This window comes from Pseudarthrobacter sp. Hb11, from assembly GCF_059383655.1.
This window is the reverse complement of the sequence record NZ_JBWZCM010000001.1, coordinates 687,241-701,725: the sequence shown is the minus strand read 5'-3', so window position 1 is coordinate 701,725 and position 14,485 is coordinate 687,241. Positions and strand designations below refer to the sequence as shown.

General features: G+C 61.5%; 15 protein-coding genes. 1 reads left to right on the top strand and 14 read right to left on the bottom strand.

What is annotated here, in order from left to right; genetic code table 11:
• Positions 1-51: 51 nt before the first annotated feature.
• A complete protein-coding gene (locus AC50X7_RS03320) occupies positions 52-972 on the bottom strand; it encodes a tyrosine-type recombinase/integrase (RefSeq protein ID WP_494977736.1) in 921 nt (306 codons plus the stop codon).
• A 153-nt stretch (positions 973-1,125) separates the two neighbouring features.
• On the opposite strand from AC50X7_RS03320, the gene AC50X7_RS03315 reads away from it, so the two are divergent.
• A complete protein-coding gene (locus AC50X7_RS03315; RefSeq protein ID WP_494977735.1) occupies positions 1,126-1,503 on the top strand; it encodes a helix-turn-helix domain-containing protein in 378 nt (125 codons plus the stop codon).
• Between the two features lie 223 nt (positions 1,504-1,726).
• Here the strand turns inward: AC50X7_RS03315 and AC50X7_RS03310 are convergent, their stop codons facing one another.
• The 13 genes from AC50X7_RS03310 to AC50X7_RS03250 form a co-directional block, all read right to left on the bottom strand.
• Positions 1,727-2,668, bottom strand: coding sequence for an LAPAL motif-containing putative phage structural protein (locus AC50X7_RS03310; protein WP_494977734.1), 942 nt, complete (start codon positions 2,666-2,668; stop codon positions 1,727-1,729).
• A 186-nt stretch (positions 2,669-2,854) separates the two neighbouring features.
• The gene (locus AC50X7_RS03305; RefSeq protein WP_494977733.1) at positions 2,855-4,153 is read right to left on the bottom strand and encodes an SGNH/GDSL hydrolase family protein; all 1,299 of its coding nucleotides are present in this window, start codon (positions 4,151-4,153) and stop codon (positions 2,855-2,857) included.
• A complete protein-coding gene (locus tag AC50X7_RS03300) occupies positions 4,153-4,689 on the bottom strand; it encodes a hypothetical protein (protein ID WP_494977732.1) in 537 nt (178 codons plus the stop codon). The genes AC50X7_RS03305 and AC50X7_RS03300 overlap by 1 nt, the downstream gene beginning before the upstream one ends.
• A 206-nt stretch (positions 4,690-4,895) precedes the next feature.
• A complete protein-coding gene (locus AC50X7_RS03295; protein ID WP_494977731.1) occupies positions 4,896-5,210 on the bottom strand; it encodes a hypothetical protein in 315 nt (104 codons plus the stop codon).
• A gap of 37 nt (positions 5,211-5,247) precedes the next feature.
• A complete protein-coding gene (locus tag AC50X7_RS03290) occupies positions 5,248-6,174 on the bottom strand; it encodes a tail fiber domain-containing protein (protein WP_494977730.1) in 927 nt (308 codons plus the stop codon).
• Positions 6,174-7,259, bottom strand: a complete 1,086-nt coding sequence (locus AC50X7_RS03285) for a hypothetical protein (protein WP_494977729.1) — start codon at positions 7,257-7,259, stop codon at positions 6,174-6,176. Before AC50X7_RS03285 ends, AC50X7_RS03290 begins: the two co-directional genes overlap by 1 nt.
• 9 nt (positions 7,260-7,268) lie before the next feature.
• Positions 7,269-7,481: a hypothetical protein gene (locus AC50X7_RS03280; RefSeq protein WP_494977728.1), complete on the bottom strand. Its 213-nt coding sequence runs from the start codon at positions 7,479-7,481 to the stop codon at positions 7,269-7,271.
• On the bottom strand, positions 7,478-8,512 hold the full coding sequence (locus AC50X7_RS03275; protein WP_494977727.1) for a hypothetical protein: 1,035 nt from the start codon (positions 8,510-8,512) through the stop codon (positions 7,478-7,480). The genes AC50X7_RS03280 and AC50X7_RS03275 overlap by 4 nt, the downstream gene beginning before the upstream one ends.
• A gap of 7 nt (positions 8,513-8,519) precedes the next feature.
• A complete protein-coding gene (locus tag AC50X7_RS03270; protein WP_494977726.1) occupies positions 8,520-8,864 on the bottom strand; it encodes a hypothetical protein in 345 nt (114 codons plus the stop codon).
• Positions 8,857-9,267, bottom strand: a complete 411-nt coding sequence (locus AC50X7_RS03265; RefSeq protein ID WP_494977725.1) for a hypothetical protein — start codon at positions 9,265-9,267, stop codon at positions 8,857-8,859. The genes AC50X7_RS03270 and AC50X7_RS03265 overlap by 8 nt, the downstream gene beginning before the upstream one ends.
• A gap of 224 nt (positions 9,268-9,491) precedes the next feature.
• On the bottom strand, positions 9,492-10,490 hold the full coding sequence (locus AC50X7_RS03260; RefSeq protein WP_494977724.1) for a hypothetical protein: 999 nt from the start codon (positions 10,488-10,490) through the stop codon (positions 9,492-9,494).
• Positions 10,491-10,499: 9 nt separating this feature from the next.
• Positions 10,500-11,417, bottom strand: coding sequence for a phage distal tail protein (locus AC50X7_RS03255; protein ID WP_494977723.1), 918 nt, complete (start codon positions 11,415-11,417; stop codon positions 10,500-10,502).
• Between the two features lie 8 nt (positions 11,418-11,425).
• Positions 11,426-14,335: a tape measure protein gene (locus tag AC50X7_RS03250; protein WP_494977722.1), complete on the bottom strand. Its 2,910-nt coding sequence runs from the start codon at positions 14,333-14,335 to the stop codon at positions 11,426-11,428.
• Between the last annotated feature and the right edge of the window lie 150 nt (positions 14,336-14,485).

Here is a 14,485-nt window from a genome sequence, read left to right as displayed (position 1 = left end):
CCAGCATAGAGAATGCGCCCGCCCACCGGAGTGGGCGGGCGCAGACTTTCCTTACGCGGCGCCGGCCAGGAACGCTGCCACAACGTGCGAGGCGTGGCGGTCGTGGTTGTGCCGGGCGCGGTCATACCGGGCGGTGATGCGCGGGTCCGAGTGCCGGGCGGCCACCTGCACATCACGCAACGGCACACCAGCGTCCAGGGCGGCAGTGACGAACGAGTGCCGCAGCCCGTGCGGGGTGACCCGCTTCCGGATGCCGGCTTTCCTGCACAGCCTGGTAACCGTCAGCGCCGCCGACTTCCGATTTACCGGCTGCCCGGATTTGCGCCGCAGCAGCAGATGCCCGGAAGTACGGTCACCAGCGGCTGCATCCATGGCCCTCAGCACAGGCACTGGTAAGGGAATCGTGGCAGGCTTGCCGCCCTTACCAATCAGCCGCAGCACGCGGTGGCCACGCTCGATGTCCTGGTAATCCTCGATCCGCACCGCGCACGCCTCCGACACCCGCAGGCCCAGCATCCCCATCAGCGTAATCAGCGCAGCGTCCGAGGGGCAGGAAGCACGCGCGGTCTGGATGAGGCTTCCGAGCTCCATTCGGTCCAGCCCCATCGTGCGCGATTCGTCCTGGTACACGCGGGGCATCCGCAGGTGCGCAGCTGGTGACCGGTCTATGTACCCGTCGATCTCGGCGAAGCTGTAGTAGCCGCGGATGATGGACAGGTGGTGCGCGACCGTGGCCGGCGAGTTCTTCCGTTCGTCCTCGAGGTAGCGGGCGAAGAGTTCCAGCACTGGCCGGCGCATGCCTTCGAGGACGGCGACGCCCAGGCCGCCGCACCAGTCGAACAGCAGCTTCAGGGACACCCTGTACGTCTCTCGCGTGCTGCCGCGGTAGCGGGCAAGGTAGCCCGCGGCCGCGAGCTCCGCAGGCGTCGTGATACGGGCCGTGGGTACGCCAATGAGGGTAGTGTTGTGCACGTCGTCTCCATGTTGCTTAGCGGTGAATGGATGTCGGCATAAGGCCTGTCCGGTGTACCAGCACCGGGCAGGTCGCCGTCGTTTCGGTACCTTCACCGTAAACCCCAAGAGTGCCACTTGCAACTTTCTGTTCCACATGGCACTCTTCTTGGCATGCCTACAGGAGCAAGAGCAGAGCCGGACAAGTTCTCCAAAGCCATCACGACCATCCTTCGACTGAAGATGCAGTGGCTGGAACAAAGCAAAGCTGACGTCGAACGCCTAACCGACATCCCGCACGGGACATTCTCCCGCATCATCAACGACAAGAAGCTACCAGACATCACACAGCTGCGCCGGATCGCCGCTGCAGTGCAAGTGCCACTGCCCGCCTTGATGGAATACGCGGAAGGCGTTGCCGGCGGCGCCGAACCTCCATTCGAAAAGCTCTACCGTCAGTCACCCAAAAAGGCTTACCAGGATCAGGTGGCCTCGGAAGAGGGCGACCTCTACGACATCGACTCGCCGCAATACTGGGGCGGCGCTGACTAGGGGACGCCAAAAGCGCCCCACCTCCGAAGAGATGGGGCGCTATCTAGGTACGTCCTCTGCCCGTTCGAGTTAGCGATTTAGGCGGACAATCGCCCAGCAACCCAATAGCGTCGGCCCAATCAGGATCCAGGGTGCAGTACCTCGTACGGCGATCCCCACCAGCCCTACCGCTATGGAGACCACGGCGATGAACAGCATTACAAGGCTGACGGAATCTAGTTTCTTATGTCTGGGCGGGCTCTGGTGGTGATGATGTCTGATCGTCATCATCTTCTCCTCGCTTTTTGCGTGAAACCCTGATCAGCGACCACTCCGTCGAATTACGACCATTTTTCGTGGTGATTACTTCGTGGATCGTAACATCGAAGATGTCGTTCTTGTGGAGGGCCATACCACGGTCCAACTCGAGCAGGAACTCCTCGTCCTCTATCTTAGCCTTGCGCGTGCCGTAGAGAGTCTTGACAGTCCACTTTTCACCGCGCCGGAAGTCGATGGCCCTAAGCTGTGCCTCAGCTACAAACTGTGAAACATTTTCGGTGATGTCATCCACCTCCTGAACAGCCGCCCGGTAGTCGTCACGGCCAACGACAAGGTCCGGCTGTGTCTGCATGATCTCGCTGGTGGTCTCGGCTGTGTTACCGTCCCTGATCTCAAGCCGATCAGCATCATCACCGAGTGGAGCCATGATCTTGGAGAGGGATTTCCGTGTGCGCCGTTTCTTTGTATTCAGCTCATCCCAAACTTTCTGGGGCACCTCGTCGGGGCTGCCATTCTTCCACTTGACCTTCACGTTGCCGTTGTCGAGATACTCGAAGTCGTCAACGACATCTCCTCGAACAAGCCTCACACCCATATTTATGACACCGGTGAGAGCGCCGCCGACGGTGCCATAGACTGCGGCGGCCCCTTCGGGGTTTTCTGCTGCCCATTGCAGCACTGCCTCGATAATGAACGATCCCTCTTGCGGAGGGCGAACTCGGATCTCGGGGGGAATGCCCTCACCGTATAGACCCGCCTTAGCCATCTGGCTATTTAGCTCCACTAGTCCCTGCAGGGCATCTGCCATCTCCGCTGCGTTGAGGTCATGTATGGTCCCGCCTTCGTCGGAATAGCGAAGCTGCACTAATCCGTCCGTGAGTTCGCCTACCTGTTCTTTCTTTTCCACGCTTGTGCTTCCCCAATATTTCGCTGTCGAAGTGCCTGTTTCGGGCCGTGGGGCCTTGGCACTAGATCGCTCCATTATGGAGTGGCATGAACCGGAGCAGTGAACTGTGTCGGCGCTTCAGGTGCGGGCGCGTCGCAACCATCGAGCCATCGCCCCATTCCTAGAGGGGAACTTAACCGGTCTTATTTAGACCTTCATAAGTCCTTCGCCGCGAACACGAGTGGTGCCGACGCCATACTGCCGGACCGCCAGTTCGAGTGTTGTCGTGCCTGCGGGGACTGTCAGGACCGGCGTGCGGAAAACCCCAGAAGCCGGGCGGTTCATTACGGATGTGCCAGTGACCACGTACCCGTCATAGACCGCGTGCAGGGGGCCGCCGTTGCATTTGACCATCAGGTAGAAGCCCTTCACGTTCCAGCTAGCCGCGTCGGTCTGGAACTCAAGAACCGCCTGGTACTTATCGCCGGCAGTGACCGCCGCTGTTGTCTTGAGTAGGCGGGCGTAGGAGTTATTGTCCGCTCCTGTGATTGCGGAGACGGCCATCTGCGTCCAGTCGCGGGGGTCCAAGTCGGTGCTGGGAACGGTGGTGACGGCGACCGTGGAGTTTGCGTGCGCAGCCGTGAACGCGCCAGCCGGAGCGATGTTCTTTGGATCGCCCACGTTCGGCAGGACCGGGCGTTTCGTGAACAGCGGGTCGAGCAGGTCCGCGAGGAACTGCCCAAGCCGGGATGCGCCGGCGATGTTCGGGTGAACGTCATCGCCCAGGTAGAGCTGATTCGCCCGCCCCGTTGCCGGGTCGCTAATGACCTTGTACCAGTCGCAGAGGATCACACCACGGTTTGCGGCCGAGTAGGCCCGGATGGCGGCATTTACAGCGTGGTGATTGGCTATCTGCGTTGCGGTGTCAGACGCCACCAAGCGGGGCGGGATGGTCGCCACAATCAGCGGGATGCCCGCCAGCCTGATCTTGTCGAAGATCTGCACCAGCCGCCCGGCGATTACCACGTCCGCACCAGCCGCTGAGTTGGTCAAGTCATTAGTGCCTGCCATGACGAAAGCCAGATCAGGGTTGGAGGCAACAAGCTGGTCAACGTGACCGCCGTCTAGCAGGCTTGTCGTGGTCGCACCGGATACGCCGAACTCCGGGTCAGTGGCGGACTGGTACACGAGGTCAAAACGTTGCCCAAGGCGCTGGAGCATGTGTACCCAGTAGCCGGAAGCCTGCTGCCAGATGGTCCCTTCGCCGGACAGGGTCGCACCCTGGTCGGTGATCGAGTCGCCCAGCAGCGCAAGCCGGTTGCCGCGGCGCTGCCCAAAGGCCGCTTTGAACGCGGCAGCAGAAGGGCTGTAGTTTGCGGACCCTGAAGCGGGGGCATAAGTGGCAGATAGTGCCGTTGCCATGGCACTGCCAGGCGTGTTGATCTTCGCCGCGGCGGCAGTGTCCAGCCCGGCCGGGGTCAGGGGTTTAGGGTCAAGAAAACTCATCAGGGCTCCTGGGTAATGGCGGGCTGATTGGTGATGTTGCCGGCAGCGTCACGCGTAACTGCAGGCTGGGTGTAGGTTCGGGTGTCGTCGTAGGTGATGGTGTATCCGTCGATGCTTCCCGGGAACGTGGTTGAAGGCGTACCGGTGTAGGTTCCCGGTATACCGTCAGGCCAGATCACAGCGGCCGATGTCGGGGCGCCTGAAGCGTTCCGGGTGACCACACCAACGAACAGTTGAGACGGGTCCTTAGCAAGCGCCAGATACGTCCCCTGCGCTTCGGTGATCTGCTCAGCAGTCACAACACCAGTCCCGCCGGCAACAGACAGGATCATCGCCGGGGCGGTGACCACAGGTGCGGCAGGGTTCCCGCCAGGGACCATCATCAAATCAAGGTCAGTCAACGACGCCGGCACACTGAACTTCTTGGTCAACTGCTGCGACTTGCCCACAACATCCACAAGCTCAATCCGGGCAGTGTAAGACCAGCCCACAAAGCTGTTACCGGAAGTGTCGATGAAGCCGGCCTGATCAGTCACAGGCACTTGGACGACAAGCCCCGTCCCCGGATCCGCAGAATTATCCGTGACGATCCTTGCCAGTGCAGTACCGGATGCCGCATGGACGATGGTGTGAGACGGCTCAATAGTCACACGGACGGTAAGCGGCTCCCCCGTATGGGTTACCGGGGCCGCGAGCCGGACAGGGCGAGTGGATACGCCAGCGGGTAGGGACATGATGGCTCCTAGGTGATCGTAAGTGCTGGCGAGTTAGTAATCTGGCCGTCAGTGTTTCGAGTGACGGCAGGCTGGGTAATGGTCAGTGTGGGAGTGCCGGCGTAGGTGATCGTGTACGCGTCCACGGCGCCCGGGAAGTCCTCAGAGGCCGTCCCGGAATACACGCCCGGAGTCCCGTCAGGCCACGTCACGGACGCGGAAATTTGAGCCCCATCAGCGTCCACCGTCACAGCCCCGGAAAACAGGGCGGGCGGGTAACCAGCGAGCTGCAGAAGAGCCGCCCCAAGGTCTTCCTCGAGGCCGTTCAACCGGTCCTGTTCCAAAGGGGTATTCCCCAAAATGCCGTTAGCCCAAGTACGTCTACGCAATGTTCCCTCCAAGGTCCCTGACCGCTTGTTTCAAAGCGGCGATGTCCGCCGTCTGCTGCTTCACTACGGGCAAGAGCGCAACGCCCAGCAGGTCATAGCGCACGCCGTCAATCTCGCCGTCGTAGCGGGTGACGATTTCGGGAAGGTGCTGCTCAACCTCTTCAGCGATGAGGCCGAACTCGTTCTTCGCACCCTCGAAACGTTGTTCCGGGCCGACTAGGCGGTTGCCGTCCTCATCTGTCGGGTACTTGAACGTTGGTTTGCGGTCATACCGGACAGGGCGAAGGTTCAACACGTCCTCAGGGGTCACACCTGCGTCCGTGACGTTCTCCTTGTACTTGATCGATGAGACGTTCCGGCCGAGATGGAACCCGCCGTCATTGCCCACCCACAGTGCGTAGAACGATGTGCCGGCGACATTGTTCGCCCATCCGTACTCTGAGCCGTCAGCCTGTGCCGCATGGACAGCTTCAGTAGCGTTCGCCACAGCACCGGAAATGCTCGAGCCCGCGATACTGGAAGAGTTGCCCGCCCAGCCAGGTTTGCCCGCCAGCAGGTCCCACGTGGCTACCTGCGCACCGAGCTGCACCCAGGTACCACCAACCCGAACCTCAACTCCGTAGGAACCGGGAGAGGACTCAATCAGTGCACCGAACCGGGCCACAGCAGTGTTGCCGGAAGCGTCATAAGCGGTGAAAGTACCCGTAGCCGGGTCCACCTTCACGCCCAGCGTTTCGTCCGCGCGCCGGTACTCCATGAACCCGTTCACCATCACGCCGCCCTCAGACGCGCTGATCCCCGCTGTAGCAAGGATGTTCGCCGCGGAGAACTGTTGCACTTGCCGTTCAAGGTCCTTCAACTGCCGCGGTAGAGCGTCTTCGCCCGCGAACTGCGAACCTGGCAAACCTGGCTGAGCCATCAGTCAACCCCTTCCACGTCAGTAACATCCACAAGGGGTGTGATGGTTGTATCTGTCAGTTCCCAGCCCACTGCCCGGGCCGTGCCTACCAGCCCGTCGGGGAACTCCGGCGCGGTGATGTCGAACCCGATGTCATCCCCGATCCGCCAGTCATGATTGAGGCGTGGGGCTTCCTCCCGGTTGGCCGTGAGGGTGAGTGCCACTGTGCCGTCTTTCATCGCCGCTAGGGCGCGTTGCGCATGGCTAGTAAGGACAGCGGGGCTGGTGATGGACGTTGATGGCGTCCACCTGAACTCAAACCGTGGCCGCAGGTCTGTCGTAACCTTCTGCCGCGGCGACTTGGGCCGTGCACCCTCAGTGCCCGAAGACACAGCCATCACATCGTTAGCACCCTCATCCGCGCCATACCCTTCCTCGAGCTCCGCATCAGACACGGAACCGGGCAGGTAAAACTGCGCTGCAGGGTTCAACCCGGCCGGGGCAGGTGAGCCGATACGATCACCGACGTAGAACACAAGCCCCAGGGTCTTCGCGTCCACCCATTCCCAGCCGATAGTCCACTCAGGGCCACCAAGCAGGCCGGAAAGGTCAGTGAGTACCGAGTACAGGGTTTTGTCCTCAGAGTCCTTGTAGGCGCGGTCACGAGGCGTGCCGTTGCCGCCCACTAACTGCACCCGTATGGGCAAGCCCCGGAGCGCACCCGTCTTGGCGTAACGCTCCACAAGGTCCTTGACGATCAGGTTCTGAGCGATCCCCTTGTAGGACACGTCCCCCACGTACACCCGATCAAGGTACCCCTCAGCCGTGACCAGAGACATGGAAGCGCTGGCCCCTATGGCACGGGTGCGCCGGATAACCATCCCGCCCCACAAAGGCCGCTCAGACTCATCCAAAGCAACCAGGAACATAGCGCCCTTGCGGGTAGCCACACGCCAGTTCGGCGGCGCCTGATCAATCGGCAGTACGGCAGTCTGCGACTCGTACCGCATCAGCGTGGCCTTCAACGCGGAATCAACCCGCAACGTTGGCAGGTCAGCGATGACGCTCCCCGTGTTCGCATCCACAGATACCCATGAGAGCGTCAACGCAACCTCCTATGCTTCGTGCTTACCGTCAGCGGCGGGCTTGTTTGGGACGGCGTAGACAGCCGCGGCGGTGATGATGCAAGCACACGCCGCGGTGATGCTCTCGCCATGAGTGATGAACTCCCCGCCCGGAGAGCCCTCCTGCACCGCCGCGGTGATCAACGTCGCGGCCGGTGCGATGAACGCCACAACCGCTTTGAAGTACGGCGCGAGGGCGTTCACTTCGCACCGCCGTCTGCGGGTGTATCGTTTGCGTTGCTGTTGAGCCGTTCTGCCTGCTCGTCAACCACCGCGTCCGCAATGAGCTTGGCATCGATGGCCTGAGCCTCAGCGAGAGCCTGGGAAGCGCCTTCACGCGCCGCTGCCTCAACCTGTGCCGCGTCGATCTGCACGCCAGTCTTAGCCGCGAGCTGCCCAAGGTGGTTCTTGATGCCGGCCAGCTCGCCCCGGATGGCCGCAGCCTCCTTGACCATTTGCACGGTCCGCGCTGCCGTGCCCTTCAGGTGGAGAGCGAGCGTGTACTTCTTCCCGTCAGACGACGGGGCCGTGGCGTTCATTACCGACATCTGGATAAAGGCGCCGAAGTCCCTGGACTTCAACGCCTCAACGATTTGCAGCAGGTTGTCTTTGGGGATGTCAGGCATGAGGTACCACTCCTTGGTAGTGACGCTCTGATAATTGATGCCGCCGCCGACTGCGGCTGCGTAAGTGGCGAGGAACAGGTCCCAGTCGAAGTTCTGGCCTGGGTCGTACCGTGTGCCGGGGTTCGTTTCGCCGTGCCCGTAGAAGCCCGCCTTAGTTCCAGCGATGGCCTCTGACGCGGTTATCCTGCGGGCGGGCGGAACTTCCTGCAGCACGCCGTGGGCAACGGCGTCACGGGCGAGCATGGCCGCGGCGATACCCATGTTGCGGACGATGCCCGCCGCACGTTCCGGGCTTAGGTCACGCCACCGGGCAGCGTCCATAGCACCAGAGACGGACAGGGCGTGGACGTTGTTCGTCGTGTCAGCCCACGCCGCGAACGTAGGCCGGGTCAACGGCACGATGGTGTCCCAGTCCGCGAGAATGTGATAACTGCCGTGATCGGCGCGGCGACTGATCCACCCAGCAGTGTTCTCCGCGCCAGGATCAGCGCCGGCCGGGACTACACCGGACTCTGTAGTGTGCACGCCAATAACACCGGAAGCCCAAGTGCGCGGCCAGCCGTACTGCGCCGTCGTCGCGTTCGGGTGATCCTCAAGGTAGTAGCTCATAGCGCCCTCACTGGTCTAGGTCTTTCGGCCACTCGATAGGTACGCCTCCGAGGTCGTGAACCTGGCCACGGAGCCCGTGGATGTAAGCGCGGTACCCGCTGAACTGGGTTTTGACTGATTCCTTGAAAGCCTCGAAGTCAGCCCGGAGCGTAGCGATTTCCGTCTTCGCGGCATTGCGCTCTTCTTGGACATCTTGAAGAAGAGTGGACTGATGGGTGAATATCTGCCCGGTCCCAGTGAGGGTGTTGGCCTCAGCCTGTGATTTGCGGTTCCATCGTGCGGCGATGATGCCCGCAGCGGATCCGGCGATGAGGGAAAGTAGCGGCGCCCATTCGCGGAAAAATTCACTCATCCGGCATCACTTCGCCAGGCTTGATGATGACTTCCGCGTGTGACTTGCCGTGGTTCAGCATCCGGGCGACACCCGCAGCACTCAACGCCATGCCCGCCATGATCGCGGCGAACAGGTAAGCCGTGTTGTCGTTGCCGTTCGGGAGGATCGGCACACGGAAGAAGTAGTCAAGGTAGGTCAGGGACCAGAAAGACAGCATCGCCGTGAGTAAGCCCAACGCCCGTGAATGGTCCACCCGGAACGCAGCCGAGATGAGCATGAACCCAGTAATGAACCAGAGGACACCCCATAGCGGTAGGGGCATGAGTCGGGTCACCAGGTCAAGCCCCGGGCTGTTGGCTGTTTGCAGGACGCCGACGTAGGCGAACCCGAAGCAGAGGCAGATGAAGCCTTTGCCGAGCATGATCGTTCCTCGTGGGCCGTACACCTTCGGGAGCGCATCGAGTACGTGGCGGCGGATCTTGCAGAGCGCTTTGGGCTTCAGGTATTTCCTAAGGTCCCGCATATTGGCCCTCCCGCAATGTTGTAATGTGTGGTCTACCCATGCGGGCGATGCCTCCTATTTAGGTGTTGAGTGTGGGTAGTGCGGCGATGGGGCTGCAATCCTCATCGCCGCACGACTAAGCGCTAGATGTAGTAGGTGAAGTTCAGAGACACGAAATCGTTCTCTGCCCACGTCACCGCGGACGGTGCCCAAAACGTCAGCACACCCGTTGACGGGCGTACCTGCACGTACACAATGCCTGTGCCGATACTGAACGGCGCTGCGATGATCTTGCTGTTACCCGCACCGATAGCCGCAGGCGGGAGAACCACGCCCATATCCTGCCGGGTGCTGGACACCGGGTTGGACGCGTTCAACCGGAGCATCGCCATATCAATCTCCACGCGCTTACGCCCGTCCGTCAGGGTCGTGACGTTAGCCGTCCCCTGAAAGTCGTAGTTCGGTTGCGGGTCAACGAAGGAGTAACTGACCGGCAGCGCAACTGCTGGGCTCCAGGTCGCTCCATCCCACGTTTCTGTGGGCCTGCCGGCGACGTCCAAACGGCGGACCGACAGCCCGTTGTACTTTGCCAAGGCATCGCGCTCAGTGGCCGAATACACCGGCAGTATCCCGCCAGCAGCAACGAACCGGGCCGGGTTCAGAGCCACCGTTGGTGAACCTCCCCCAACCTGCGGAACCGTAGCAGTACCGATCAGGAAGGACCGCGGCGGGAGCGCGGGGGCGGCAGGATTGGCGCTAGGGACGCCTGCCAAGTAGGAAACGTTCGCGCTCACCGCACCCGAACCGTCCCCGGCCGTGGAGTCGTTCACCTGAATGTAGTAGATGTCCTTGCGTGGCAGCGTCGAATCAGGGGGGTTCGGCGCTCCGGTCACGTTCGCGTCCGAAGCCCACCCATACATGCCCTGATGCGTCGCCGCGCCCGGGTCGATCATCGCGGAGCACGGCTTCAACGTCCAAGCAGTAGTCGTAACCGTCAGCACATCAGACGGCGTGTCCACCCTGAGCCCGGAACGCCCACCAAGGGGACGGTTAGCGCCGCCCCCATACAGCGCCGCGGACCCCTGACGCTCAGCAGTCGCCGTGATCGGCACACCGTCAGGCTGCAGAAGAATGATTGTCATGGGGTCCTCCTAAGACCAAGCCGGTTTAGTAGTCACTGTCAGCAGCGCCGTGGATGAGTAGTTCTGTGCCGAGAAGGCAATATCGTTCTCGCCCGGATCCAGGGAGAACCAGCCCCGTGAGGTAACGTGGCCGGCGCGGGCGGACTGGCCTTGAGCGAGCACTTCCCGCTTTTCCATGTCCACGGTTACGAACTCGCCCGCCCCGAGCGCTAGTGCCGTGGAGAACGTGAGTGACTGCTTCTTACCAACATGGGTGACCGTCCACCCGCCCGCTGGGATAGGGCCGTCTACGCGCAACCAGACAGGGGCTTGCTCGTTCCCGGGATTGTTCACCCGCAACACACCAGTGACCGATACGCCCGTATAAGTGACGGGGTACGTCACTGGGTACACAAGCCCGCCCGAAGAAGACGGGAGGGATGTGGACTCTGAAACAAGATCCCCGTACTTGAGCGGGTCATCAGCACGGAACTGGATACTGAAATCCGCCGTGGTCTTAGACCCTGGCCGGGACTTGAAAACTACCTGATCCTGTCGTTTGGCCGTTGCCGTTCGGATCCGGCCCGACTCCACCACGGCCAGCAGGAACGGCCGCAATGAACACGCCGCGTTCAGCCGATCCTCAGCGTAGGAAAGTTGCCCGTAAGCGGTTTTCACGGTCCCGTTGATGGTCATTGTCCTGTGCGTCAGGAACGCCTCAGAGCTCGTGGAGCCGTGCCCGCGTGAACGCTGCGTGGCCTGCGAGGTGGATCCGGGTGAACCCTCCCACCCCTCAAAGTCGGCAATCGCCCAGGCGGTCCCGTCATCCTCAATCGTGTTCAGCACAAGATCGCCAAGAGACACCAGCGACGTGAAGCCGATCCCGCCCACGCCGCCGCCAGGAAACAGCAGCGCGGACGGGTAAGTTACCGGACTTGGGTACGGCATGGAGCCTCCTAGACTGAGACGGCGCGGAGACGCCGAGCGATTGCGTAAGAGGTCCCAATTGGGTCGTCTACCTGCTCAACCGTGAAGTAGTTGACCTGCCCAGCGCCGGCAAAACCAGCGCCCGTAGAACCAGCCGCGCCCGGAATGTTCGGCACCGACACAAGCGAATCCATCGACGCCGCAACCTTTCGCTGCGAACCGTCAATGCCGCCAGAAAGGCCCTCGCCGATCATCTCGCCCCACCACATCGCCACACGAGACGGTGAATGGATGCCAAGAGCTGCTTCAATCGGCCCACGAATCGCCGCAGGAACAAGGCCAACGATTGCCCGCGCCACAGTCCCCGCCATGCCAGTGATGCCGTTGATCAGGCCCTGCACCACGTTCTGACCGATCCCAAGCAACCAAGAGCCGGCACCAGAAAGAGCGCCCATGATCTGTCCCGGCAGGTTCCGGAAGAACCCCATGAACCGGTCAATGAACCCACCAACGCCGCCGATCACGTTTGACCACGTATCCGCGAAGAACCGGCCAATACCCGAAAGAGTGGAGCGCACGAAGTTCCCGACCAGGCCAAGCCCGGAAATCACAACCTGCCCGATGGTCTGCAGCGCACCGCGGACCAAGACGACGATTGTGTTCCAAACACCGGAGACTATGTTCCGGATTCCGGTCCAGACCTGAGCCCAGTTCCCGGAGATAATCCCGGTGACAACCTGGATGACTCCCTGCACAATCTGCATCGCGGCGGTGATGACTTCAGCTACAACCTTGAACACCGTTACGACAACCGGCAGGAGAGCCTGGATGACAGGGATGAGTACGGCCGCAATCTCCGTAACGAGAGGGGCTATGGCGGTGACCACGTTCCCGAACATCGAAATCAGGGGCGGAAGGACAGCACCCACAAGTTGCGTAACAACGGGTATGAGCTGCCCAACGAGTGATGCTGCCAGAGGAATTACCTGGCTGAGAACACTCGTCAACGCCATAGCGATTTGCGGCAGCACCGGCATTAGCGCCGAGAACAGCATATGCATGGGGCTCAGTGAAGTAACCAGTGCGAATATCTGCGGTATCAGCGGGGCGACTGCAGCGGCTATGGTCGAAAACAGGGCACGGATGCCAGCGCCCACAGCAAGCAGAGGGTTGATGTTCGCACCGATGCCGGCCACAACTTCGGGCGGCATCCTGAAGCCGGCCCACAACGTCTTCAGCGTGAAACTGATGGTTGTGAAAGCTTCCCGGATCTTGGCTCCGAAAGCCAGAAGCGGGTTGATGTTCGCACCGATACTTGCCACCACATCAGGCGGCATGTTGAAGCCCGCCCACAGCGTCTTGGCCGTGAACACGATGCGGTCAGCAACACCCTTGATCGACTGCCCGAAAGCAAGGAGCGGGTTTATGTTGGCGCCGATGCTCGCCGCGACTTCGGACGGCATCTTGAAACCCGCCCAGACATGCTGGAAGCCCTCACTAACCTTGAGCGCGGTATCACGCATGCGGAACAGGAAGTCAACGAACTTTGAATCTTCCTCAACGTTGAACGCTTCCCGCAGGGCGCCCGTGAAGTCTCCGCGCACGAACAAGTCAGAAAGGCCCGTCACAGCCTGCCCAACGAACTCGAACGACGCAGCCAAGCCACCGGACAGCAGCCCAATCACGCCCGTAATAGCAGGCTTGAGAGCATCCAGCGCGGACATCAGCCCGGAGTTGATCGTGGCCTGCAGGTTGCCAATAGCACCCTCAAACGTGGCGGTAGATTTCGCGGCCTCAACAGCCACAGGATCATTGCCGAGCTTCATCAGCGCCGCGTTGAACTCATCCGCCGTGATTTCACCCTCAGCCATCGCGTCACGGAAGTTCCCCGTGTACGCGCCGGCCTTCTCGAGCGACTTCATCAGCGGACCCGCGGCACCTGGGATGGCATCAGCCATCTGGTTCCAGTTCTCCGTGGTCAGCTTCCCCGCGCCGGCCGTCTGCGTCATGACCATTGCCACGGACTTGAACGTGTCCGCGTTACCGCCCGCAACAGCGTTCAGGTTGCCAGCAGCCTTAGTCAGGCCCGTGTAGTCCTTGACGCCGTTCGATGCGAGCTGGGCGATGGTGTTCTGAATGGTTGGAAGGTCATAAACGGTCTGGTCAGCGAAGTCCTTAGCCGCCGCCGTAGCCTTCGTGATGGCCGAAGAGTCCAGACCTGCGAAGTCCATCGTGGCCTTGAACTTGTCCGTAGCATCAGAAGCCCTAGCGGCCTCAGCAATGAGCCCGGAGAACCCGATAGTCCCAGCGAGAGCCAGCGCAGGACCCATCACACCCTTGAAGCCACTGGCGAAGCTACTGCCGCTCTGCTTGCCGGCACTGTCCGCAGCGGCCTTAGCGGAATCCCCAGCATCATCCACAGCGCCGCGAACCATGCCGGAAAGCTTCTGCTTCAGCGACGCCCAGCCGGTAGCGTACCGGCTTGCGCCCTGCTCCCCGGAGGACGCTGCAGCAGCGGTAGCCTCAGCAAGCTTGGACTGTGAAGACCGCAACTGGTCGGAGGCCGTCTTAGTCCTCGTGCTGGCCTCAGCAGCCTTCCGCTGGGCAGACGCAAGCCGTTCCTCAGCCGCGACAGCACGGGACGACGCGGCACCACCCTTAGTCCTGGCCTCAGTCAGCGCGGCCTCAGCAGCACGGACCTTACCCGCTGCGTCCTGCTCAGCGAGCCGAGCCTTGGACAGGGCACTAGCGCCGGATGCGATCTGGGCGTTGAGCTTCTTTACCAGCGCTTGCGCAGGGTCACCAGCGCCAGCGTTGAAGGCCGAACTGAAGGACTTACCGCTTGCAGTTCCCGCACTCCCGGCTTCGGAGCCCACTTTGGAGCGGAACCCCTTGAAGGTGGGGAATATGGCAATTGAGGCGGATCCGACTTCGGCCATTGGCTTACGCCTCCGTTCGCTTCTGCCCGAAGGCGCTCTTTGATTTGAGAAGGGCTTTGAGCTCAGCGCGTTCCTGCGGGGTTACGTCTTCTGGCTTCGGCTCGCCGGCCCACGGCCATTCGGGGACCCAAGGCTTTTCGCCCTTACCGG